We start from the raw sequence: 22,497 nt of genomic DNA on the forward strand, positions 1-22,497 counted from the left end.
CCGCCAGGTCGGCGACCGCGGCGGCCGCCAGGGCGCGCCCGTCGGCCCACCAGGCGCGGACGGTGCCGGGGCCCGCCCGTACGTGCGCCGCCGGGGCCGCCACCGGAGCGTCCTGTGCCGGGACGTCCGGTGCCGGGTCCGACCCGTCTCGCGTCACGGCCGGCCGACCGCCTGCACCCGGTCGGCCAGTTCGTCCTCGGTCACGCCGAAGTGCGAGGTGAGCGCGCTGATCCAGCGCTCCAGACCGAAGGCCACGCAACCGGTGAACGCCAACTCGCCGTCCTGGGTGCGGATCTCGCACCGCTCGCCGAAGAAGTTGCGGTGGAAGTTGAGCGAACCGATGGCCAGCGACCCGCCGAAGACGAACTCCTCCTTCACCGGGAAGAGCTGTGCCATCAGGGCGCGTCCCGCGTCCGCGTCGAAGAACGGGTCGGAGGCGGTCTGGATCTCGACCGGGAGCCCGAGGTCCACCAGGTACCCCGACACCTTCTTGCGGAACATCTGGAGGTGGTCCATGACCTCGTCGCGCGTGCCGACGCAGACGATCTCCCGCATGCTGAAGCCCAGCAGCCGGCGCAGGCCCTCGTAGTGGGTCTCGCGGCGGAAGCAGGTGGCGACGGTGGTCACCTTGTGGGGACCGTCCGGCAGCTCGCGGCCCGCCGCGTCGAGGTAGACGTTGTAGCAGGCGGCCGAGGGCAGCGCGTAGGCCGCCTCCGTGAGGTGGGCGGCGGGCACGGCCGACCGCTCCGGCTCCCCCGCGGCGTATCCGGGCGCGGCCTCCTCCGTCAGGGCCGCCCCGAGGATCGCCAGGTGGGGGAAGTTCTGGAAGTAGTCGAGCCGGTGCAGGTCCTCGACCCGCATCAGGGGCGGGTACTGGACCGCGGCGGCGCCGACCTCGGCCGCCCAGCCGGTGAACACCCCGTCGAGTGCGGCCCGCAGCCGCAGCGCTCCGGGTCCCAGTGTGGCGAGACCCCCACGGATCGAGGCCGTACGACCCGCCTCAGTCCCCGGACCGGTCGGGCTCATGGAAGAACCTCCTTCGAATGGCGTTGATCGTACGGAAGTCGGACGGCCTGACGTTCTCCATCAGGATCTCCTCACCCGTCTGCTCCTCCAGGACGTAGAGGAAGTTGACGAATCCGAGCGAGTCGAGGATCCGGTTCTCGACCAGGTCGAGGTCCGGATCGATGGACGTGAGGTCCGGGCGCTTGCTCAGCAGGTACCGGACCACGGCGTCGACTCCGGCCTGCGACCCCTGGGCCGCCTTCTCGTCGACCTCGCTCATGAGCGCGGCAGGACGTCGTCGGTGAAGATGCCCTCGCTCACCAGGAAGTTCATCGAGCGCTTGAGCATCTTGCGTTCCAGCTCGTGGAAGGCGGGGTCGGCCAGCACCTCGTTGCGCACCCGGTAGGGGTCGGGGATGCCCGCGTCCCGGAAGGCGTGGGGGTTCACCAGGCCGTCGACGGACTTGCGCAGGTACCGCTTGAGGTACAGCTCGAGCTCGGCCAGCTCCTCCGCCCCGAGCTTCTCCCGCAGCTGCCGGTGGAGCAGGGACACGATCTGCCGCCCGAAGGCGACGTGCCGGGACTCGTCCTGGTGGTGGATCGCGTTGACCTGGCGGATGGTCGGGTGCAGCCGCTCGTCGTCGCCCATCCTCTTGTTGAAGAAGTCGACGATCTCCTCGAAGAGGAGGAGCCGCGCGAAGACCAGGAAGTGGGCCGCCTCGCCCTCGGAGCGCATCTCCAGCCGGACGCCCTTGTCGGGGTAGACCTTGCCCCCGTACTTCAGGCAGAACGTGGCGAAGAACCACATGTGCTCGTTCTCTTCGCCGATCATGTGGTGGAAGTACTCGGAGGAGACGGCGAAGTCCTTGGTGTGGATCCGCGCGATGATCTCGGTGATCAGCTCACGGATGCCGTCGACGTTGAGGCTGTAGAAGTTGACGCTCTCCCACTTGCTGATCGCCCACATCTGCTCCTCGGTGAACGACTCGGCCACCTTGGTGCCGTGGACGGACATCAGTTCCGGGGACATCCAGTACTGGTTCTCGGGCAGCGAGTCGGGCCACTGGAACAGCTTGTAGGGGTCGTAGTAGTCCCGCTCGGACATCGCCACGAGCCGGTCGAGTATGGACTGCAACTGCTCGTCAGCCTGCAGTACGGGCATGCTTGTTCCTCTCTTCGTTGTCGGTGCCGTCGCCGGCGCCGTCCGTCTCCCGCGGCGCGGGCTGCTCCGCCGAGAGCTGGATGTCGGTCTGGTGGCGCGGGTGGCCGAACCGGCCGTCACGGCGGTATCCGTTCACCGGTTCGTCGGCGTGGTGCTCCGTGGGGAGCAGGCGGTTCAGCAGTGAGCCGGTGAACGCGTCCGCGATCTTTGGGTGTGCGGCCTCGGCGTGGTGGTCGGCCAGGATGACGAAGGCGGGGTCGACGGTCTTGATCAGGCCGTCCTCGTCCACCACCTCCAGCCACGAGTGGGCGAGGTCGAGCATGCCCATGATCCAGCCGCGCCGGGTGCGCGCCTCGAAGCCGGCGGCCCGGCACCGCTCGGCGAGCTCCAGGCAGACCGAGATGCAGGGGGCGTAGCCCTGGGACAGGACCACGTCCTTGCGCCACTGCAGCTCCTCGGGCATGCGTCCCCAGCGGAAGCGGTCGGGGCCGAACGACGTGACGATGTCGCGCAGTTGCCGCGAGCGGATCTCGCGGTGCTCGCCCGAGGTCACCAGGACCCCGGAAGCCGTCAGTCCGGTCGTGCCGCGAGCGGTGATGTCCTTCTCCCCCAGGACGGCTCCCTCCGGCCCGACGGTCAGCGACTCCGTCCAGCCGCCGTGCCGCTCGGGATGGGGGGTGGCCAGGTTCCACTCCATCCGCGCCGGGTCGGCCTCCGCGTCGGCGGCCGGCGGCGAGAGCGCGACGGAGTAGTCCCAGCGCTGCGGCCGGAACAGGGTGCGCGGATCGGCGTGCATCCAGCGCAGGGCGTAGCGCATGGTCTTCTCGGGAACGGAGGTGCCGGACCCGGAGTAGAGCGCGAGGTTCACCAGGTCGAAGCGGTCGAAGCGTTCGGCCCCCGGCTCCCCGCCGTGCGGCAGGCCGTTGCGCAGCAGTTCGTCGAGGATCTCCGGCCCGCACTGGAGCAGTTCCAGCGCGCCGGCCCGGTCCATCCACTCGTCGCGCAGCTCCGGCGGGATCACCAGCAGGTTCCGCAGGGACTCCAGCCAGCCCTCCAGGCCCAGTGGCTCCCGGGGGCGGCTCCACGGTTTGGTCTCAGTGCTCATCCATCGCTCCTGGGGGCGTCGGGCTTGCGGGGGAGAACAGGGCGCGCAGCGCCGCTTTGTCGGGCTTTCCGTACGAGGCCGTGGGGATGTCCGCCACGAACTCGAACCGTGCGGGCACGTGCGCCGGGCCCAGTGCGTCGCGCACCAGCTCGCGCAGCTCCGCCTCGTCCGCCCGCCCCTCCGGTGCGGCGGCGCACACGGCGAGCAGTGCCTCGCCCGTGCGCGCGTCGGGGATCCCGATGACGGCGGCCTGCCGGACGGCCGGGTGGGTGGTCAGCACGTCCTCGACGGCCTGCGGGTGGCAGTTGGTCCCGTCCACGATGACGAGGTCCTTCTCCCTGCCCGTCAGGTACAGGTAACCGTCCTCGTCGAGGCGCCCCAGATCGCCGGTGCGCAGCCGGCCGTCCCGCAGCACCCGCCCGGTCTGTTCGGGCCGCCGCCAGTAGCCCGCCATCACCGTGGGGCCCGACACCTCGACCGCGCCCTCCGCTCCGGGCGCCGCCTCGCGGCCGTCCTTCCCGGTGATCCGCACGGTCACGCCGGGCACCGCGCGTCCGACGGAGGCGAACAGCTCGGGCCGGGAGGCGGCGGCCAGGGCGTGGTCCTCCGGGCCCAGCCCGGTGATCGCGATCGCCTCGGTCAGCGCGTAGCTCTGCCTCAGCCGCGGACCGAGGCGCCGGACCGCTTCGGCGAGGCGGTGCGGCGCCATGGGCGCGCTGCCGTAGCTGACGGACGCGAGCCCGGTCAGGTCGGTGTCAGGCAGGCCGGCGTGGTCCAGGAGACGGTAGAGGTACGGCGGATAGAGGTACGTGGTGACCAGCCGGCCGGTGGCGGACGCCTCCTCGATCCGCCGCAGCAGCACCCCGGCGTCGAAGGCGTCGAACAGTTCGACGCTCACGCCGTGGCGCAGCAGGCCGAAGGCGATCGCCCCCGCCGCGTGCGCCATGGGCGTCATGGCCAGGAACCGCAGCCCCGGCGGCGGCGGCGAGCCCGCCCAGGCCCTGGCGGCCGCGGTCAGCGCTCCGAAGGTGTACACCACTCCCTTGGGCAGGCCGGTGGTGCCGCCCGTGTACAGCACCCGGGCGACGTCGCCCTCCCGCGCGGCCACGGGGAGGGGGTCGTCCGGCTGCTCGCCGGCCGCGGCGAGCAGGTCGGTGACCTCCGGGTCCGGGCCGGGGCCGAGGCCGAACAGCAGCTTCACCCCGGCCGTGCGCGCGGCGGCGGCCATCCGGTCCGCGGGCGCGGCCGGCCCGGCGTCGGCGACGACGACGGCGGCGGGGTCGGCGTCGCGCAGGACGTGCTCGGTCATCCGGTCGCCGCCGCCCGCGTACACCGGGGTGTAGCGGACGCCGAGGATGTGCGCGGCCAGGCCCACGGCCGTCATCTCCAGCGGGTTGGCGGCCAGCAGCACCAGCCCGTCGCCCCGCCCCAGGCCGCTGTCCCGGAAGACCCGGGCCATGCGGTACGCCAGCGAGAGCAGCTCCCGGAAGCTCATGCTCCGCTCACCGTGGACCAGCGCCGTGCGCTCGCCCCAGCCGGCGAACTGGCCGACGGCGCTGGTGACGTACGCGGCGGGCGCGTCGGCGGCGGGCGCGGTCACGGGGTCTCCTCCGCGGGGGCGTCGCCGGTGGGGCGGGCCGCCGTGCGGGACTGGAACCGGCACGCGGTGCCGCCGGTGCGCATGCACTCCACGCGGTGGTCGACGACCTCGGTCCTCAGCCCCTCGAACCAGCCCTCCCGCATCTGCGGGCACGGGCAGTCGTAGCCCTCCAGGGTGCCGGCGCGCGCCAGCATCTCCAGGGCGAAGTTGCGGGTGACCACCGTCTCCCACGACTCCTCGCCGGTGACCTTGTTGACGGCCTCCACGGCGTCCCCGGTCATCAGCCGCGAGATCCCGGTCAGCGCGGCGGCCGCCTCGGCGGCGGAGAGCCCCGGCCGCAGCCCCTGCTCGCGCGCGTAGGCGGAGGCGATCCGCCGGGCGACGAACCGCATCGCCTCGGCGTTGACCTCGTTGGCCGCGTCCTGGCCGAACCGCTGTGCGACCCCCTGGTACCAGCGGGCGTCGTGCAGCCACCAGAACTGGCGCAGCAGGTCGGCGGAGGGCTCGTCGGGGCTCGCCGGTCCGGGCGTCCGGGATGAGGAGTTGGTCACGGTGTCCTTGTCCTTCCGGGTGGGAGTGGGTGGGTCCGGGGCGGGGCGGGGCCGGTCAGGCCGCTTCCGGAGGCCGGCCGAACACGAGGCTCACGTTGTGGCCGCCGAAGGCGAAGGAGTTGGACACCGCGGCCTCGGGGGCCGCCGTGCGCGGCGCGCCGCGGATGTGGTCGAGCGCGCACTCCGGATCCGGGCGGTCGAGGTTCGCCGTCGGAGGGAGTCTGCCGTCGCGCAGGGCGAGCACGGTCACCGCCGCCTCCACCGCGCCGGCCGCGCCCAGCAGGTGCCCGAGGGCGCCCTTGACCGAGCTGACCGGCGGCCCGTCGTCGCCGAAGACCGAGCGGACGGCCCACGCTTCCGCCAGGTCGCCGGCCTTGGTACCCGTCCCGTGGGCGTTGACGTATCCGATGTCCCCGGGCGCCAGGCCCGCGTCCGCCAGCGCCAGCCGCATCGCGTCCGCCGCGCCCCCGCCGTCCGGCCGGGGCGCGGTCGGATGATGGGCGTCGGTGGTCGCGCCCCACCCGAGCACCCGCCCGTGGGGGGTGGCCGAGCGGGCACGGGCGTGGTCGGCCCGTTCCAGGACGAGGACGCCCGCGCCCTCGGCCAGGACGAACCCGCTGCGGCCCAGGTCGAACGGGCGGCTGGCCGCCCCGGGATCGCCCGTCCCGGCCCGTGCCAGCGCACGGGCGTTGCCGAAGGAGGTGGCCACGGAGGGGGCCAGTGCCGTGTCCGTGCCGCCGCAGACGACGACGTCCGCGGCGCCCTCGCGGATCAGCCGCAGCCCCTCGGCCACCGCCATCGCCCCGGCCGCGCAGGCGACCGCGATGGAGCTGCTGAGGCCGCGGATGCCGTGGCGGATGGCGATGCGCGCCGCCGCCATGTTGGGCAGCATGCCGGGCAGCAGGTACGGGCTGACGGCGGCCCGGCCGCGGGCGGCCCGGGCGACGGCCTGCTCCTCGTACGTGGCGAGCCCGCCCGCGCCGGTGGAGACCACCACCGCCGTGCGCTCCGCCGCCACGTCCTGGCCCACGGCCAGCTTGCCGTCGCGCAGGGCCTCGTCGGCGGCGACCAGGGCCATCAGCACGAACCGGTCCACCGAGCGGGCCTCGGTGGGGGGAAGCACGTCCGCGGCCCGGATGGCGGGGGCGACACCGGCCACGTCGGCACCGGTCGCGGCCCACTCCTCCCCCTCCAGCCGGCGCAGCCCGGACCGCTGCGCGGCCAGCCCTTCGGTCAGGGCGGGCACACCGATACCCAGCGGGGTGACCAGCCCGATGCCGGTGACCCAGACGTCGTGCGGCCGGGTCACGAGGCGGCCTCCCCGGCGTCCGGGCCCGGCCGCACCAGCAGGGCGCGGGCGCCGCCCGGCCCGCCGTCGGGCCGGACCTGCTCCACCAGCAGGACCAGTGCCTCGTCGGCGTCGCCGCCGGCGACCAGGGAGCGGGTGATGTCCAGCGCCTCCCGCAGCGGGTCGCCCACCCCGTCGTCGGGGCTGAAGCAGATCACCGGGCCCGCCAGTCCCCAGCGCTTGGCGATGTGCCCGATCACCGCGTTGGGAACGGACTGGAAGAACAGCAGGGGCGCCGCGGTCCTGCCCGCGTCCACGGCGGCGGCGGTCGCGGTGTGGGTCTCCAGGTCGCCGCCCCGGCTGCCCAGCACGATCGCGGTGCGCTCGGCCCGCCGCCGCAGGGCCTCGCTCCCCGCCTGCGGTGCCGCGTGGACCTGCTCCAGGCAGCGGTCGGCGGCCGCCGCGGCCATGGGGCTGAAACCGGAGACGACGAAGCCGGCGAGGGGCGGCGGCGGGCCGGTGTCGGCCGGACCCGGCCAGCCGCCCTCGGCCAGGATCTCCGCGTCCTCCACGGTCGGGTAGGGGGTCATGGCGTACTCACCACCAATGCGGTGTTGGCTCCGCCGAAGGCGGCGTTCAGGCTGAGGGCGTGCCGGGGGGCGGCCCTGCGGGGCTCGCCGAGGACGAGGTCGAGGCTGCAGTCGGGGTCGGGCCCCAGGTGGCCGGCGTTCACCGGGAGTTCCCCGTGCCGCAACGCCAGGACGGTCACAGCGAGTTCGAGCATCCCGGAGGCTTCCAGGGCATGGCCGTGCAGGGACTTCGTGGAGCTCACGGGCGTGGTGTCCGCGGCGTCCCCGAGGGCCCGGCGCAGGGCCGCGGTCTCCGCCGCGTCGTTGTGTGGTGTGCCGGTGCCGTGGGCGTTGACGTAGCCGATGTCCTGCGGGGCCAGTCCGGCCTTGGCCAGGGCGGCGCCGATCGCCCGGGCCATGCCCAGGCCCTCGGGGTGCGGCTGGCACACGTGGTGGGCGTCGCCGGCCAGGCCCCAGCCGGAGAGCACGGCGAGCGGCCGTGCCCCTCGCGCGGCGGCGGCCGCGGAGGACTCCAGGACCACCGCGCCCACGCCGTCCCCGAGCAGCAGCCCGCGCCGCCGGGCGCTGAAGGACCGCAGGACGCCGTCCGGGGCGAGCGCGCGCCCGGCGGAGAACAGGGCGAAGTTGTCCTCGTCGACGAGGTAGCCGGCGGACACCACGACCCGGTCCTCCCGGCCGCCGCGGATCCACACGGCCGCCTCGGCGAGCGCGGTGCCGGCTGCGACACAGGCGTTGGTGTACGTCCGGGCCGGGCCGCGCAGCCCGCAGGCCCGCGCCAGTTCGGCCGCGGTGTCCGAGACGGCCGTCTTCCCCTGGGCTGCCAGCGGCCTGCGGGCGACCGCGGGGTCGGCGTGGCGGGCGAGCAGCAGCGGTACCCGGGCCCGCTCCCCCGGTCCGAGCCCGGCCTGGTCGCAGGCCTCGGCCACGACGCGGCGCAGCTCCTCGTCGAGGTCGGGCGAGCCCGGCAGTGCCGCCGCTACACCCGTGCGGTACCGGTCCGTCGCGAAGCGGTCGACCGGGGCGAACGCCGCCCGGCCTGCGGCCAGGCCCTGCCGGAGGGCGTCCGCACCGCGGCCGAAGGCGCTGACGGTGCCGAGCCCGGTGATCACCACGTCCCTGCCCGCCCCGGTCATGCGACGCACCCGCCCGGTGCGGCGGCCAGGGCGCTCCCCAGCACCGCCACGGCGCCGGCGACCGTGTCCATGGCCTCCAGGTCGTCGTCGCCGAGGTCGAGCCGGACGCCGTACCGCTCCTCGACGGCGTGCACCAGCCACGCCAGTTGCAGGGAGTCGATCCGCTCGCCCACGTCCTCGGGCGCGCACTCGCCGTGCCGGGCCAGCAGGGCGATCACGTCCTCGCGGCCGGGGGTGCCGTCCGGGCCGCTCACGCCGGGCCCGCTTCGGCCGTGGCCTGTGCCATGCGCCCCTCGACCTCGGCGACGAAGGCTCCGACGGTCATGCCCTGCATCCCCTCGACGTCGTCGTCGGAGAACTTGACGCCGTACTCCTCCTCGACCTGCATGACGAGTTCGGCGGTGGTGAGCGACTCCAGCTCCAGTCCTCCGTCCCCGAGCGGGGTGTCGTCCGCCACACCCGAGGTGTCGAGGTTCATGGCTTCCAGGGTGTTCACTACGAATGCGCGCACAGGGGTGCTCATCGTGTGGCTCCTTGTTCGGTGTTCGTGTGTGCGGACAGGGCGTGGCCGTGGTGGGCCGCGGGAGCGGATGGGGTGACGGTGTCTCGGGTCGAGGTGTGGCTCGCGGTTCCGGTCGGGGACCAGCGGCGGCACGCGCACGCGCTGGTGCTGCGGGCCGCCGCGGCGCTGCTGGGGGTCGAAGCCGGTGCTCTGGCCCTGGCACGGGAGCGGGGCGGACGGCCGTACGTGGCGCTATCCCGCGGCGGTCCCGCTCCCCTGCCGGCTCCGTTGGTGAGCGTGAGCGTGAGCCACACCCGCGGCCTGACGGCGGTCGCGGTGTGCGGGGGCGGTGAGGCCGGCGGGAGGATCGGCGTGGACGTCGAGGCGGTGCGCGGCCTTCCGGCGGTGGCGCTCGCCCGTCGGTGGTTCAGCGACGAGGAGGCGCAGTGGATCGAGAGCCATGACGCCGCCCTGCGGGTCCGCGCCCTGTTGTGGGTGTGGACGCACAAGGAGGCGCTGGGCAAGGCGCTCGGCACCGGGCTGGTCCGCGGCGGCCTGCTGCTGCCGGTGCCGCTGCCCGCCTCCGGCGTGCCGGAGCAGCGCACCGGGGACTCGGCGGTGCTGCGGGAGATCGCCCCGGAGGCCGGTCTCACCAGCGCGGTCCCCCCGGCTCCCGACGGCTACGCGCTGTGCGTGGCCGGCGCACGGGGAACCGGGGGCCTTCCCGTGTCCGTGCGCCGTGTGGACGGCTGAGCCCCCGCCCCGTACCGTCCCGCTCATGCCCGCTCCGGCACTGCGGCCCGCAGGGCCGCCGGGTCGCGCAGCGGCTTTCCGGTGGTGGTCCGGGGCAGGGCCGGCAGAACGCGGATGCGGCGCGGCAGTTTGAACCCGGCGACGCGCTCGGCGAGCAGGGTCTCCACGGCGCCCGCGGTGACGCCCTCGTCGAGTACGGCGTACGCCTCGATGGCGCCGTCGTGGACGACGACCGCCTCCCGCACCCCGGGCAGTTCGGACAGGGCCCACTCGACCTCGGTGAGGTCGACCTTGAGGCCTCCGACCGACACCTGCGAGTCGAGCCGGCCGAGGATGGTGAGCAGGCCGGTGTCCGGGTCCAGTTCGGCGGCGTCGCGGGTGCGCAGCCAGCCGTCCGACCAGCGGGCCGGGTCGGTGGGCCCGATGTACGGGCTGGTGGGCCGCCGCACCAGGAGTTCGCCGTCCACGACCTTCACGTCGATGCCCGGCGCCGGCCGGCCCGTGGCGGGGCGGGCGGCCCCGGACAGGTCCGCTGCGATGACGCCCGTCTCCGTCATGCCGTACACCTCGCCGAGCGGCGCTCCGTACCGTGCGGCGAAGGCCTCGGCGACGCCGGGGCGCACCAGTTCGCCGGCGGACACCGCGCGGACGAGGTGCGGCAGCGGCGGGGGCGAGGAGACCGAGCCCAGCAGCTGGGCGTGGAACGGCACCCCCATGATGACGGTCGGCGCGGTCCGCGCGGCCGCGGCGCCGAGGATGCCCTCGGCCGTCATCCGTTCCGGCAGCACGATCTCGACGCCCGCGTGGAGGCTGTGCAGCACACCCGCCATCAGCCCCATGGCGTGGATGAGGGAGTTGAGGACGACCACGCGGTCGCCCGCGCGGGGCATGCCCTCGATCCGGGTGTAGCGGTGGACCTCCGCGACGAGTTCCCCGGCCGTGCGTCCGATCACCTTGGAGGGGCCGGTGGAGCCCGAGCTGAGCTGGACGAGGGCGTGGCCGGTGGTGGCCGGCCGTCCCCGCGGATACGGTTCGGCGGCGGCGTCGACCGCGTGGAAGCCGCGCAGGCTGCCGCGCCGTACCGGCCCGGTCGGCCGGACGACCAGTTGCGGAGCGATCCGGTGCAGGGCCCGGTCGGTCTCGTGAACGGTCAGCCGGTGGTCGAGAAGGATCACCTGGGCCCCGGTCCGCCATGCGGCGAGTACGCCCGCGAGCAGGGCGAGCGACGGCGGGAGCTGGAACGCGACGGCCCCGCCGGGGCGGAGGCCGGCGTCCGCCAGCCCCTTCCGGCGGGCGTCCACCTCGCGGCGGAGCGCGGCCCGGTCCATCCGCTCGCCGATGTGCACCGCGGGAGCGGTGTCGTCGGCGGTGTGGAGGAGTAACTCGTCGACCCAGCTCCCGTCGCCGGGTTCCGGCTCGTTCGTCGGCTCGTTCACCGCGGGCCGGTTCGCCGCGCTCCCGGAGCCTGCGAAATCGCTGATCACTAACGAACATCCCCCCGTTGTACGGCTGATTCGCCTCAGCTGGCTCAGCGGCTCCGCATCATAGAAGCGACCACGCGGCGACTGTCAAGGCTCGAAGATCGAAACCGCGACACCTTTACGGAATGAATAATTCCCCCTCCCTCCCGCTCCCGGGCCGCACAGCGCGGCCCGGGACGGCGGCCTCCCTGCGGAACGAAGAACTCCTGTCTGTTCCCCCTCCCGGCCCGCCGGCACGGCATCCGGTTGTCGTTTGACAGAATCGGGAAGCTCTGTACGATCTCCCCCTGTCGAAAGGGGGCCGGGCTTACTCCCGAGTCCCCTGTCACGAGGAAGCGGGGGAGATGTCGGACATGGCGCGAAGCGGGGTGCACCTGAGTGCGCCCGGGAGCGGGTAGGCGCCCCAAGTCGCCTCGGGAAAAAGGCTGTTGACCTGACGTGCGTCGCACGGCCCCCCTTCACGGGGCCGCTTTCCGTACCGCGTCGACTTCTTGCTCGGCTCGAATCGGCCGACCCTGCCCTCCGCTCGGTTGAACCCGTTTGTTCCCGGTGCGCGCCAAGGCGTGCCGCCCTGGCATGGCCGGACTTCGACAGCTGACTCGAATTCGTCCTCCCATGACCTCGTGAGGTGAGTATGCGCACTCTCCTGGTGGACAACTACGACTCGTTTACTTTTAATCTTTTCCATCTTCTGGCGGAGGCGAACGGGCAGGAACCGGTCGTGGTCCGCAACGACGAGCCCGGATGGGAAATCGACCGTCTCAGGGATTTCGACAATGTCGTCCTGTCCCCCGGGCCCGGAACTCCCGAGCGCCCGGAGGACTTCGGAATATGCCGTGACATCGTCCGCGCCGCGGACCGCCCGGTCCTCGGGGTGTGCCTCGGTCACCAGGGCATCGCCCTGCTGAGCGGCGCCTCCGTGCGCCGCGCCCCCGAGCCCCGGCACGGGCGCGTGTCCCCGGTGGAGCACACCGGGACGGGCCTCTTCACCGGAATACCGTCGCCCTTCGACGTCGTGCGCTACCACTCCCTGACCGTCACCGATCTGCCCGGCGACGTCCTGGAGGCGACGGCGTGGACGCCCGACGGCATTCTGATGGGCCTGCGCCACCGCGAACGCCCTTTGTGGGGGGTGCAGTTCCACCCCGAATCCATATGCAGCGAACACGGGCTGCGGCTGACGCGGAACTTCCGCGACCTGACGGCCCGGTGGCAGGAGGAGCACCGCACCGGGCGGGCCACCGCGGCGGCCGCGCCGGCCGGGCGCAGTCGCACCGCCGCGGCCGCGCGCCCCGCGCCGCGCAGGCGGCTGCGCGTCCTCTCCGAGCAACTGCCGACCCGGTGGGATCCGGAGGTCGTCTTCGACGAACTGCTGCGCGGCGGGAACCACGCCTTCTGGCTCGACAGCAGCCGCACCGACGGCGAGCTGGGACGGTTCTCCGTCATGGGCGACGCCTCCGGCGACCTGGCCCGCGTGGCCTCGGCGGACGTGGCGGCCGGCACGGTCACCGTCATGACGGAGAGGGACGGTGTCCGCGAGGTGCGGGTCGCCCGGCGGCCCTTCCTCGACTGGATCGACGAGGACCTGCGGTCCCTCAGCGTCGAGGTGCCCCCGCTGCCCTGCGACTTCGCCCTCGGCTGGGTCGGCTACCTGGGGTACGAACTCAAGGCGCAGTGCGGGGCCGGCCCCGTCGTCCACCGCCCGGAGGAACCCGACGCCACCATGGTGTTCGCCGCCCGGGCCCTGGTCTTCGACCACCTGACCGGCACCACGCACCTTCTCGCCCTCGCCCCCGCGGACCCGGCGGACCACCCCGGCGCGGCCGCCCTCGACGAGTCCGCCCGCGCCTGGCTGCGGACCACCGCCGGGCAGCTGCGCGCCCTGGCCGGCCGGGCCGCGGACGCGGACGTCCCCGCGCAGCCCGTGGACGCCGGCGACCTGCGGCTGCGGCACGACCGGGACGCCTACCTGGACCGCATCCGGCGCAGCCAGGAGGACATCGCGGCGGGCGAGACGTACGAGGTCTGCCTCACCAACATGGTGCAGAGCGAGGCGAAGGTGGACGCCTGGGACGGATACCGCTTCCTCCGCCGCACCAGCCCCGCGCCGTTCGCCTCGCTCCTCCTCTTCGAGGACCTGGCCGTCCTCAGCACCTCCCCGGAGCGGTTCCTGCGCGTGGGCGCCGACGGGCTGGCCGAGTCCAAGCCGATCAAGGGGACCCGGCCGCGGGGCGCCACGGCGGAGGAGGACGAGGCGCTCCGGGCCGATCTGCGGACCAACGAGAAGGACCGCTCCGAGAACCTCATGATCGTCGACCTCGTGCGCAACGACCTCGGCCGGTGCGCGGAGGTCGGCTCGGTCCACGTGCACACGCTGTTCGACGTGGAGACCTACGCCACGGTCCACCAGCTCGTCAGCACCGTACGGGCCCGGCTGCGGCCCGGCGCGACGGCCGTGGAGTGCGTGCGCGCGGCGTTCCCCGGCGGCTCGATGACGGGCGCCCCGAAGATCCGCACCATGCAGATCATCGACGAGCTGGAGGAGGGTCCGCGGGGTGTCTACTCCGGGGCGATCGGCTACTTCTCGCTGACCGGCGCCGCCGACCTCAGCATCGTCATCCGTACCGCCGTCGTGACCCCGCGGGGCGTCCGCTACGGCGTCGGAGGAGCCATCGTCGCGCTCTCCGACCCCGACGGCGAGTACGAGGAGACGGTCACCAAGACGGCCCCCCTGCTCCGGCTGCTGGGCACCGGCTTCCCCGGCCGGGAACCGGGTCCCGCCCCCGCCCCCGCCCCCGCCCCCGGCGCCGCCGCACCCGCGGCCGCCGGCGCCCCGGCCTCGGTGTTCCGTTGAGGCCGGCGACCGCGCCGGACCGCGGTGAACGGCTCTTCGCCCTCACCCGCTCCGGCGGGCTGCGCGAGCTCGGCGGCCGGGAGGCGGACGCCCGTCCGGCACTGCTCGCCGCGGACTCCTGGCTGGTCGCCGACGGCGGGGTGCGCGCCCTGGACCGGCACCGGCAACGTTTCACCGCGACCTGCGCCGAGACCGCGGGCGTTTCCCTCCGGCTCCTGGACGCCTTCTGGACCGCCGTGGTGGCTCTGCTGCCGCGGGACCCCGGTCCGTGGTTCCCGCGCGTCGAGCTCGAGCGGGCGGCCCCGGGCGCGCCCGCGGACACGGTCCAGCCCGGCGGCCACCGGCTGCTGTACCGGTTGCGCCCCGCCCCGGTGCTCGGCGCGTCCGCCCGGGTCTGGGGCCTGGCCGTCCCCGACCCGCGCAGGGCGCCCCGGCACAAGGGCCCGGACCTCGACGCGCTGGCCGCCGTACGCCGCAGGGCCGCGGAGGCGGGCGCCGACGAGGCGCTCCTGGTCTCCCCGGACGGCGTGGTGGTCGAGGCGGCCAACTCCTCCCTGCTGTGGTGGGAGGGCGACGTACTGTGCCACCCGGCCGCCGAACTGCCCGCCCTCCCCGGCGTCACGGCCCTGCTGCTGACCGAGCACGCGAAGCGGTCGGGCGTCGAGGTGCGGCCCTGCCGCCGCCGTCTGTCCGCCCTCGCCGGCCGGGAGGTCTGGGTGGTCAACGCCCTGCACGGACTGCGCCCCGTCACCGCCTGGGTGGACAGCCTCCTCCCGGCCGGCGAACCGGTGCGCGCCGCCGGCTGGCGGGCATGGCTGAGCGGTCTTCGGACGCCCTTGCCGTCGTGACCCCCGAAACCCCGCGGGACACCCCGCGTGGCACCCCGCGAGAAAGGAGCATCCCGTTGCCCTCGCCGCGACACCCGGGCATCGCCTCCCAGTCCGCCGAGCAGCACGCCCACATCGCGCGGATCGACTCCGCCATCATCACGCTCGTGCGCCGGCGGATGGCGGCCGTGGCGGAACTCGAGGACCTCCGCAGGAAGGGCCGCGCCCCCCGCACGGAACTCACCCGCGAGAACGCCGTCTTCCGCCAGTACGAGACGGAGCTCGGGCGCCTGGGCGCCGGACTGGCGATGCTGCTCACCAGGACGGCGGCCGCGGGGAAGACCCCGAACGGTGACGGGACCGGCTCCGTCGCGCCCTCGCGCGACGCCCTGTTCGAGGAGGGCCGGGCGGGTCGCGTCCGCCGTGGCGGCGGGGCGTCCGCTCGGTGATCCGCTGCCGAGGCCGTGCGGTGGGTCCGGCCGGGTGAGCCCGGCCGGGTGAGCCCGGCCGGTCTGCCGGCGGCGAGGCGTCCCGCCGCCGGCAGACCGGCGGTCCGTCAGCCGCGGCCGGTGGCGACCCGCACCACCGTGAGGTCGAACGCGAAGGCGGTGGAGCAGGACAGCGGCACCTCCCGTCCGAGCACCTCCACGGTGGCGGAGGCGTCGAGCGGTGTGTTGGTGCCCCTGGTGATCACGTAGTGGCCGGGCGGGTCCTCGACGACCTCGTGCACACGGGTGGGCTCCCCCGCGGCCGTGTAGGTGCCGGTGACGACCGCGCTGCCGGCCGGATCCCCCGTCTCGTCCAGCTTCCTGACCGGGATCTCGGCCGTGACCGCGCCGTCGGAGAACAGCTGCGTGTCCTCCGGCCCGTAGCCGCCGCCGAACTCCCCGTCCGGCGTCTCGACGACCACGCCGGTGTGCGTGCCGTACGCGGAGTTCTGGTACAGGTCCACCGCGACGAAAACGTCCCCGGAACTCCCGGAGCAGTTCACCGCGTACCCCTTCTCGACCGTCCGGGTCGGTTTGGAGCCGTCCTCCCCGGACGGGGCGGCCTGCGCCGCCCCGGGAACGGCGGTCAGCGTGCCGACCGCGGCCAGGCAGGCCAGCGCGGCTCGTGTCGTGGTCCTCAACTCGATCCTCCCCTCGGGCCCTTCGCGGGCCCCGCCTCCGGCGCCGTGGGGCCGGTGCCGGTGCACAGAAGACACCCGGGGCGGGCCTTCGGTTGTACCGGACGGCCGCGGCACCCGCCGCGAAGGCCCCGGCCCCGGCCCCGGGCGCGGTGGCGCCGGGAGCCGGGGCGGGACGGGCGGGTCAGCCGGCCGGCGGGCGGGTCAGCGGCGCCTGCCGAAGTTCTGGACCCACCAGGGGCCGCCTGCCTTCTCGCTCACCCCGATGCCGATGTCCTGGTAGGCGCAGTTGAGGATGTTCCTGCGGTGGCCGGGACTGTTCATCCAGCCGTTCATCACCTGCTCGGGGGTCTTCTGCCCCCTGGCGATGTTCTCCGCCAGCGCGGACCAGGAGTATCCGGCGGCCTCGACCCGCGAGGCCATGGTGGAGCCGTCGGGGCCGACGTGGGAGAGTACGCCGCGCTCGGCCATGGTCCCGGCGTAGGCCTGGGCGGCGCGGGCCAGCCTCTCGTCCACCGTCAGCGGCCGGCAGCCGGCTTTGGTCCGCTCGGCGTTGACCAGTTGCAGCACCCGTCGCGCGGCCGCGCCGTCCGTCTCCGGCTCCGGCTCGGCCGGGCGGGAGGCGGTCGGCTCGGGCCCGGGGGTCTGCTCCGGCGCGGAGGGCCGCGGGGTGCCGGGCTCGCCGTCCGCCGGGGGCTTCGAGCCGAGGTCGACGGTCAGGCCGAACTTGTCCAGCACCTCGGTGACGGGCTGGAAGAAGGTGGTGCCGCCCCTGCTGCAGTCGCCGTTGCCGCCCGAGGTGAGGCCGACGGCGACGCTGCCCGCGAAGAGCGCTCCGCCGCTGTCGCCGGGCTGGGCGCACACGTTGGTGCGGATGAGGCCGTGGACCCTGCCCTGCGGGTAGTTGACCGTGGCGTTCAGCCCGGTGACGGTGCCGCCGTGCAGGCCGGTGGTGCTGCCGCTGCGCTGGACGCGCTGGCCGACGAACGCCTCGCCGGCGCTGGTGATCTCCTGGGTGCCGCCGTTGTAGAGGTTCACGGCGGCGGGGCGCGGCACGTCGGGGTTGTCGTAGCGGATCAGCGCGTAGTCGTCGCCGGGGAAGCTGCTCTCGACGGCCTTGCCCACCCGCTGCCGCGAGGAGTCCCCACTGCTCCAGGTGGCGCCCTTCTTCGTGCAGTGGCCCGCGGTGACGACGAAGTACTCGTCCCCCTTGCGTGCGTTGAAGCCGGCCGAGCAGCGGGAGCCGCCGGAGGTGATGGCGTCCCCGCCCGCGACGAAGGGCTCGAAGACGCCCTCGATACGCTCTATTCGCGCCTTGCCGCCCAGCTTGGCGACCTTCTCGCGCAGCTCACGCCACTTCTTCCCGGTCACGGTCGAGTCCGCCGTGACCAGCACCTTGTTGGTGCGCGGGTCCACGGCCCAGGAGGTGCCGGGGGTGCGGGTGCTGCGGTCCAGCGACGACTTGGCCCTGGCGAGCTCCTCGGTGGTGCTGGCCACCTGCTTCGCCACGGCTCCCGCCTTGCGGACCGCCGTCATATCGCCGCCGTCGACGACGTTGACGACCAGCTTCTTCCCGGCGGGGTCGTAGTAGGACCCGGCCGCCTCCTCGCCCAGCTTCGCCTCCAGCCGGTGGGCCAGGGTGCTCGCCTGGGCCGCGCTGAGGAGCGAGGGCGCCGGGATGGCGTCCGCCTCGGGCTGCAGCACGACGATCGTGGTGGCCGCCACGGACGCGGCGGCGGCGCCGATGGCCGCCTTCAGGACCATCGGCCGTCTGCGCGCCCGCCGTCCTCGCTGCTGCTTCACCTTCACAGATCCGCTCCGTTCACTGGTGGGGGGATCGCCCTGCGGCGACGTCCGAGGGGACGCTATCGCCGCAGATCAGCGAGGTGAGCGGGTTTCAAAGTGCCCTTAGGGGCAGCTAAGGAACAGCTAAGGCGGGCCGCCCGCCCCCGGCTTCCCCGTCCGCGCTCCCCGCGGCCTTCCGGGGCGGGAGGAGCGGACACGGGAGGGCGCGGGAAGGCGGAGCCAGGCACGGCGCCGCCTCCCGTGGGAGGCGCGCTCACCGCCGGGGGCCCGTTCGGGGGCCAGTTCCAGCTCCATCAGCACCCGCGCCCCGCCCAGCGGCGCGCGGCCGACCTCCAGCCGGCCGCGTCCGGTGTCGGCGGCGCGGTGGGCTATGTCCAGGCCCAGGCCGGTGGAGCCGCCGACGCTCGCGCCCCTGGCCAGGGCCCGCTCGGGGTCGGGGATGCCGGGGCCTGCGTCGTCCACGGTCACCACCACCGCGTGCGCCGTGCGGTGCACTCCCACCGCCAGTGCCGTGCCCTCCGGGGTGTGCCGGAAGACGTTGCCGACCAGGGCGTCGACGGCCGCGGCCAGGTCCTCCTCCGGCAGCAGGACGGGGGTGGGCTCGTCCGTCACGGTCACCGCGCACTCCCGGTCCTGCTGCGCCGCCAGGACCGACCAGAAGTCCATCCGTGCGGACACCACGCGCGCCGCTTCGCACGGCGCCTTCGGCCCCGGTGGGGCCGGGGCGGCCAGGGCGGCCGACAGGGGGGTGCGCGCCGCCTTGATGATGGAGTCGAGTTCCTCCTCCAGGTGCGTGACGGCCGCCTCCAGGCGGTCGGCGTCCTCCCGCCGCAGACCGGAGGCGATGCGCTCGGACTCCAGGTGCAGCGCCGTCAGCGGCGTTCTGAGGCGGTGCGAGAGGTCGGCCACCAACTCGCGCTCCATCGCCAGCAGTTCGACGACGCGGTCGGCCATGGTGTTGAACGCCGCCCCCGCCTCCTGCAGTTCGGGAGGGCCCTTCGGCTCCAGCCGCCTGTCGAGGTCCCCCTCGCCCAGGGCGTTGGCGGCGCGCGAGAGGTCCCGCGAGGCGCGGACCACCCGTGCGCCCAGCCGGTCGGCGACCAGTACCGACCCCGCCACCAGGGCCAGGGCCAGGGCCGACATCACCAGCCAGGAGGTGCCCACGCCGCGCTCGAACTCGGCGCGCGGCACGAAGGACTCCACCACCGCCACCCGGTCCCTGGCCAGCACCACCGGCTGCAGGTGGACCCAGCCGTCGTCGGTGCCCAGGGCGAAGGTGCGCTGCTGGCGGGCCGCCCGCCGCCACGCGTCGGCGGGCGCGTACGCGGTCCCCACCAGCCGCCCGCCGGGGAGGTGGACGCCCAGCCGGCCGTTGCCGTCGAGTTCGGCCACGGCCTGCTGGACCTCGTCCGGGCGGGTGGTCAGGGCGAGCACGGGGGCCAGCGCCGCCGCCCGCTGCTCGGCAACCGTGATCGCCCGGGACCTCACCTCGGACTTGACCAGCAGGGCCAGGGGTATCAGGAAGGACAGCGCGACCATGGAGGTGACGGCCAGCGCGACGCCGGCCAGCGTCCGTCTCATCGGGGCGTCACCAGCTTGATGCCCACGCCCCGCACGGTGTGCAGATAGCGGGGCCGGCTCGCCCGCTCGCCCAGCTTGCGGCGCAGGGAGGACACGTGCACGTCCAGAGTCTGCTCCTCGACGTAGGACTGCCGCCACACGTCGGCCAGGACGCGGCGGCGCGGCACCACCCGGTCCGCGCGCTCGGCGAGATAGGCCAGCAGGTCGAACTCGCGCCGGGTCAGGCGCAGTTCGCACCCGTCCAGGGAGACCGACCGCGCCTGCCGGTCGATGGCCAGGCCGCCCACGCGTATCGCGCCGTCCCGGGGCTCCGCCTCCGGGGCGGCGGGGCGCTCGGCCGCGGCGGAGGAGCGGCGCAGCACCGCCCCGAGCCGGGCCGCCAACTGCCCGCCGGAGAAGGGCTTGACCAGGTAGTCGTCGGCTCCGGCGTTGAGCAGCCGGATGATCTCGGCCTCGTCGTCGCGCGCGGTGGCGACCAGCACCGGAACCTGGGAGATGCTGCGCAGCATGCGCAGGACGTCGACGCCGTCGAGGTCGGGCAGCCCCAGGTCGAGCACCACCGCGTCCGGCGGCTGCCGCGTCACCTCCCGCAGGGCCTCGAAGCCGTAGGGGGAGCTGCGCACCACGTGGTCGTGCCGGGACAGGACGTCGATGAGCCTGGCCCGTATCACGGGGTCGTCCTCGACCAGAAGTACCGATGCCATGGCCAGGGACGGTAACGGGTACCACCGGCGCACCGGCAACCGCCATCCCTCCCGGGGGTCTTCACCGGCCCTCGCACGGGCCGCCGCGGGCGGTCGGGCAGTATGGGGCGGTGCCCCGCTACCTGCGTTACGTACTGCTGTGGCTGTCGTGCACGTCCCTCAGCGTGACGACGGTGAGCCTCACCGTCCAGTTCGTGGTCGGGACGACCCGGCCCACCCCGCCCGTCGCCCGCGACACCCCGGGGACGGTCGTCTCCTCGCCGACGGCGAGCGCCGGGCCGAGCAGGTCCCCCACCCCCAGGCCCACCCCCTCGCCCACCCGGCGCGCCTCCTCCCCCGCCCCCGCGCCGAAGCCGACGCTCTCCCCCACCACCCGTCCCGCCGCCCGCCCCACCCCGTCCCCCTCCGCGAACACCGGCGGCGAGGAGGGCTGCGACACCGCCGGCGCCGAGGTGCGCACCTTCCAGACCACGGGGGGACGGGCGTCCATACGGTTCGGCGGCAGCGGCGCCTGCCTGGTCTCGGCGCTGCCGGCCGGCGGCTTCACCGCGGCGACGCAGCGCGGTGGGCCCAGGGAGCTGACCGTGGTCTTCACCGGCGAGTCCTTCCGCTCGCAGATCGAGGTCACCTCGCCCACGCCCTCCAGCTACAACGTGGCGATCAGGGAGTCGACCGTCTGAGGCCGGGACACCTCCGGGTATCGCCGGGACACCGCCGGTCGTTTCGGTGCCCGCCGAAACGACCGGCCCGCATGATGGGCGCCATGGACTCCCCCGACCTCGCACGCCGCGCCCGCCCGTCCCCCTCCGATCGGCACCCCGGGCACGCCGGTTCCGGTCTCGCCCGGCTCGCCGGGCTGCTCGCCGACGACACCCGGGCCCTGTTCTGCCTGGCGCTGCTGGACGGCCGGGCGTGGACGGCGGGCGAGTTGGCCCGGCTGGCCCACGTCGCGCCGTCCACGGCCGGCGAGCACCTGGACAAACTGGTGGCCGGGGGCCTGCTGGCCCAGGAGCGGCAGGGCCGGCACCGTTATGTGCGGCTGGCCGGCCCCTCGTCCGCGCGCCTGGTCGAGGAACTGGCCGCGCACGCGGGGCCGCCGCCCGCCGCGCGCTCCCTGCGGGAGGCATCCGCGAACACGGCGATGGCACGGGCCCGCACCTGCTACGACCATCTGGCCGGACGCCTGGGGGTCGCGGTCACCGACGCCCTGCTGGAGCAGGGGCTGCTGCGGCAGGAGGCCGGGTTCGCGGTGACCGCGGCCGGGATGCGGTGGTTCGGCGGGCTCGGCATCGACCTGGGGGCCCGCCCGTACGGCCGCCGCCCGCAGGCCCGCGCCTGCCTGGACTGGACCGAGCGCCGCCCCCACCTGGCCGGCGCCGCCGGTGCCGCGCTGTGCCGGCACGCCCTGGAGGCAGGCTGGTGCGAGCGGATCGGCACCCGGCGGGCGCTGCGCGTGACCGGTGCCGGACGGCGCGCCCTGGGCGAGTTGCTGGGCCTCACCGGCGCCGACCTCGACGGCGGGACGGCGGGCACTTCCGGTACGGCGGAGACGGCGGAGACGTCGGTATGAGCGCCGACCGGAGAGGGGAGCCGTCCGTGGTGAACGCGTCCGCCGCGTCCGCCGGGTCCGCCGCCTTCCGCGCGCTGCACCGCCGCGGGCGGCCGCTGCTGCTGCCCTGCGCCTGGGACCACGCCTCGGCCGCCGCCCTGGCCGCGCACGGCTTCCCCGCCGTCGGGACCAGCAGCCTGGGGGTGGCCGCCGCGGCCGGACTGCCCGACGCCACGGGGGCCGCGCGGGAGCGGACCCTGGCACTGGGGCGGCGGCTGGCCCGGCTGCCGGTGCCCGTCAGCGTGGACGTCGAGGGCGGGTTCTCCGAGGACCCCGCACAGGTCGCCCGTTTCGCACGGGAGCTGGCCGGGGCGGGGGTGGCCGGGGTGAACCTGGAGGACGGGCTGCCCGGCGGGCGCCTGGCCGACCCGGTCCACCACGCGGAGAAGATCGCGGCCGTCAAGGAGACCGCCCCGGCGCTGTTCGTCAACGCCCGCACCGACACCCACTGGCTGGCCGCCGACCCCACCACGGCCGCCGCGGCCCGCCGGGCCCGCGTCTACCGGGAGGCCGGGGCGGACGGCGTCTTCGTGCCCGGCCTCACCGACGAGGACGGCATCCGGGCGCTGGCGGGCGAGCTGGACGCACCGCTGAACGTCCTGTACTCCCCCGGCGGCCCCACCCGCGAGCGGCTGGCCGAGCTCGGCGCGGCCCGGATCAGCCTGGGGTCGCTGCTGTTCCGCGCCGCCCTCCAGCGGGCCGTGGAACTGGCCGCCTCCCTCGCCGACCCGTCCGCCCCGCCCCCGCCAATGCCCACCTACGACGAGACCTGCGCCCTGGCCGGCCACTGGGCCGGCCAGGGCTGAGACCTCTCCCCTCGG

At 74.8% G+C, this 22,497-nt stretch carries 23 protein-coding genes; 7 read left to right on the plus strand and 16 right to left on the minus strand.

Annotation, left to right across the window (positions count from 1 at the left end; genetic code table 11):
* Window positions 1–153: 153 nt before the first annotated feature.
* Genes ACLIYP_RS10875 through ACLIYP_RS10925 form a run of 11 tightly spaced genes read right to left on the minus strand, consistent with a single transcriptional unit; the run spans window position 154 to window position 8,956 of the window.
* Window positions 154–1,026 (minus strand): aminoacyl--tRNA ligase-related protein, encoded by an 873-nt coding sequence (locus tag ACLIYP_RS10875; protein WP_412712922.1) that lies wholly within the window; start codon window positions 1,024–1,026, stop codon window positions 154–156.
* Window positions 1,001–1,285, minus strand: a complete 285-nt coding sequence (locus ACLIYP_RS10880) for an acyl carrier protein (RefSeq protein WP_412712923.1) — start codon at window positions 1,283–1,285, stop codon at window positions 1,001–1,003. Before ACLIYP_RS10880 ends, ACLIYP_RS10875 begins: the two co-directional genes overlap by 26 nt.
* Window positions 1,282–2,166, minus strand: coding sequence for a diiron oxygenase (locus tag ACLIYP_RS10885; RefSeq protein ID WP_412712924.1), 885 nt, complete (start codon window positions 2,164–2,166; stop codon window positions 1,282–1,284). The genes ACLIYP_RS10880 and ACLIYP_RS10885 overlap by 4 nt, the downstream gene beginning before the upstream one ends.
* The gene (locus ACLIYP_RS10890) at window positions 2,147–3,271 is read right to left on the minus strand and encodes a hypothetical protein (protein WP_412712925.1); all 1,125 of its coding nucleotides are present in this window, start codon (window positions 3,269–3,271) and stop codon (window positions 2,147–2,149) included. Before ACLIYP_RS10890 ends, ACLIYP_RS10885 begins: the two co-directional genes overlap by 20 nt.
* On the minus strand, window positions 3,261–4,871 hold the full coding sequence (locus ACLIYP_RS10895; protein WP_412712926.1) for an AMP-binding protein: 1,611 nt from the start codon (window positions 4,869–4,871) through the stop codon (window positions 3,261–3,263). Before ACLIYP_RS10895 ends, ACLIYP_RS10890 begins: the two co-directional genes overlap by 11 nt.
* Window positions 4,868–5,422, minus strand: coding sequence for a hypothetical protein (locus tag ACLIYP_RS10900; RefSeq protein ID WP_412712927.1), 555 nt, complete (start codon window positions 5,420–5,422; stop codon window positions 4,868–4,870). Before ACLIYP_RS10900 ends, ACLIYP_RS10895 begins: the two co-directional genes overlap by 4 nt.
* Before the next feature lie 55 nt (window positions 5,423–5,477).
* Window positions 5,478–6,731 carry a beta-ketoacyl-[acyl-carrier-protein] synthase family protein gene (locus tag ACLIYP_RS10905; protein ID WP_412712928.1) on the minus strand — a complete coding sequence of 418 codons (1,254 nt, stop codon included), beginning with the start codon at window positions 6,729–6,731 and terminating at the stop codon, window positions 5,478–5,480.
* Window positions 6,728–7,300: a hypothetical protein gene (locus ACLIYP_RS10910; RefSeq protein WP_412712929.1), complete on the minus strand. Its 573-nt coding sequence runs from the start codon at window positions 7,298–7,300 to the stop codon at window positions 6,728–6,730. Before ACLIYP_RS10910 ends, ACLIYP_RS10905 begins: the two co-directional genes overlap by 4 nt.
* The gene (locus ACLIYP_RS10915; protein ID WP_412712930.1) at window positions 7,297–8,433 is read right to left on the minus strand and encodes a beta-ketoacyl-[acyl-carrier-protein] synthase family protein; all 1,137 of its coding nucleotides are present in this window, start codon (window positions 8,431–8,433) and stop codon (window positions 7,297–7,299) included. Before ACLIYP_RS10915 ends, ACLIYP_RS10910 begins: the two co-directional genes overlap by 4 nt.
* Window positions 8,430–8,687: an acyl carrier protein gene (locus tag ACLIYP_RS10920; protein WP_412712931.1), complete on the minus strand. Its 258-nt coding sequence runs from the start codon at window positions 8,685–8,687 to the stop codon at window positions 8,430–8,432. The genes ACLIYP_RS10915 and ACLIYP_RS10920 overlap by 4 nt, the downstream gene beginning before the upstream one ends.
* Window positions 8,684–8,956, minus strand: coding sequence for an acyl carrier protein (locus ACLIYP_RS10925; protein ID WP_412712932.1), 273 nt, complete (start codon window positions 8,954–8,956; stop codon window positions 8,684–8,686). Before ACLIYP_RS10925 ends, ACLIYP_RS10920 begins: the two co-directional genes overlap by 4 nt.
* A 72-nt stretch (window positions 8,957–9,028) precedes the next feature.
* Between ACLIYP_RS10925 and ACLIYP_RS10930 the strand changes: the two genes are divergently transcribed.
* Entirely contained in the window at window positions 9,029–9,688 is a 660-nt protein-coding gene (locus ACLIYP_RS10930; protein ID WP_412712933.1) for a 4'-phosphopantetheinyl transferase family protein, read from the plus strand.
* A gap of 23 nt (window positions 9,689–9,711) precedes the next feature.
* Here ACLIYP_RS10930 and ACLIYP_RS10935 read toward each other — a convergent pair whose 3' ends face one another.
* The gene (locus ACLIYP_RS10935; protein WP_412712934.1) at window positions 9,712–11,124 is read right to left on the minus strand and encodes a class I adenylate-forming enzyme family protein; all 1,413 of its coding nucleotides are present in this window, start codon (window positions 11,122–11,124) and stop codon (window positions 9,712–9,714) included.
* A gap of 679 nt (window positions 11,125–11,803) precedes the next feature.
* Here ACLIYP_RS10935 and pabB point away from each other — a divergent pair.
* Genes pabB through ACLIYP_RS10950 form a run of 3 tightly spaced genes read left to right on the plus strand, consistent with a single transcriptional unit; the run spans window position 11,804 to window position 15,299 of the window.
* Window positions 11,804–14,023, plus strand: coding sequence for an aminodeoxychorismate synthase component I (pabB, locus tag ACLIYP_RS10940; protein ID WP_412712935.1), 2,220 nt, complete (start codon window positions 11,804–11,806; stop codon window positions 14,021–14,023).
* A complete protein-coding gene (locus tag ACLIYP_RS10945) occupies window positions 14,020–14,871 on the plus strand; it encodes an aminotransferase class IV (protein ID WP_412712936.1) in 852 nt (283 codons plus the stop codon). Before pabB ends, ACLIYP_RS10945 begins: the two co-directional genes overlap by 4 nt.
* 56 nt (window positions 14,872–14,927) lie before the next feature.
* A complete protein-coding gene (locus ACLIYP_RS10950) occupies window positions 14,928–15,299 on the plus strand; it encodes a chorismate mutase family protein (RefSeq protein WP_412712937.1) in 372 nt (123 codons plus the stop codon).
* 107 nt (window positions 15,300–15,406) lie between these two features.
* Here ACLIYP_RS10950 and ACLIYP_RS10955 read toward each other — a convergent pair whose 3' ends face one another.
* The 4 genes from ACLIYP_RS10955 to ACLIYP_RS10970 form a co-directional block, all read right to left on the minus strand.
* A complete protein-coding gene (locus ACLIYP_RS10955) occupies window positions 15,407–15,979 on the minus strand; it encodes a hypothetical protein (RefSeq protein WP_412712938.1) in 573 nt (190 codons plus the stop codon).
* 201 nt (window positions 15,980–16,180) lie between these two features.
* Window positions 16,181–17,779, minus strand: a complete 1,599-nt coding sequence (locus ACLIYP_RS10960; RefSeq protein WP_412712939.1) for a CAP domain-containing protein — start codon at window positions 17,777–17,779, stop codon at window positions 16,181–16,183.
* A 126-nt stretch (window positions 17,780–17,905) separates the two neighbouring features.
* Entirely contained in the window at window positions 17,906–19,363 is a 1,458-nt protein-coding gene (locus tag ACLIYP_RS10965) for a sensor histidine kinase (protein ID WP_412712940.1), read from the minus strand.
* Entirely contained in the window at window positions 19,360–20,067 is a 708-nt protein-coding gene (locus tag ACLIYP_RS10970) for a response regulator transcription factor (protein WP_412712941.1), read from the minus strand. Before ACLIYP_RS10970 ends, ACLIYP_RS10965 begins: the two co-directional genes overlap by 4 nt.
* A 110-nt stretch (window positions 20,068–20,177) precedes the next feature.
* Here ACLIYP_RS10970 and ACLIYP_RS10975 point away from each other — a divergent pair, with 110 nt between their 5' ends.
* From ACLIYP_RS10975 to ACLIYP_RS10985, 3 genes are all read left to right on the plus strand, one after another.
* Window positions 20,178–20,747, plus strand: coding sequence for a hypothetical protein (locus ACLIYP_RS10975; RefSeq protein WP_412712942.1), 570 nt, complete (start codon window positions 20,178–20,180; stop codon window positions 20,745–20,747).
* Window positions 20,748–20,830: 83 nt separating this feature from the next.
* Complete coding sequence (locus ACLIYP_RS10980) at window positions 20,831–21,637, plus strand: ArsR/SmtB family transcription factor (RefSeq protein ID WP_412712943.1); 807 nt, start codon at window positions 20,831–20,833, stop codon at window positions 21,635–21,637.
* Window positions 21,634–22,482 carry an isocitrate lyase/PEP mutase family protein gene (locus tag ACLIYP_RS10985; RefSeq protein ID WP_412712944.1) on the plus strand — a complete coding sequence of 283 codons (849 nt, stop codon included), beginning with the start codon at window positions 21,634–21,636 and terminating at the stop codon, window positions 22,480–22,482. The genes ACLIYP_RS10980 and ACLIYP_RS10985 overlap by 4 nt, the downstream gene beginning before the upstream one ends.
* Window positions 22,483–22,497: the final 15 nt, after the last annotated feature.

This window comes from Streptomyces nanhaiensis (genome assembly GCF_046614825.1).
Lineage (GTDB): Bacteria > Actinomycetota > Actinomycetes > Streptomycetales > Streptomycetaceae > Streptomyces > Streptomyces radiopugnans.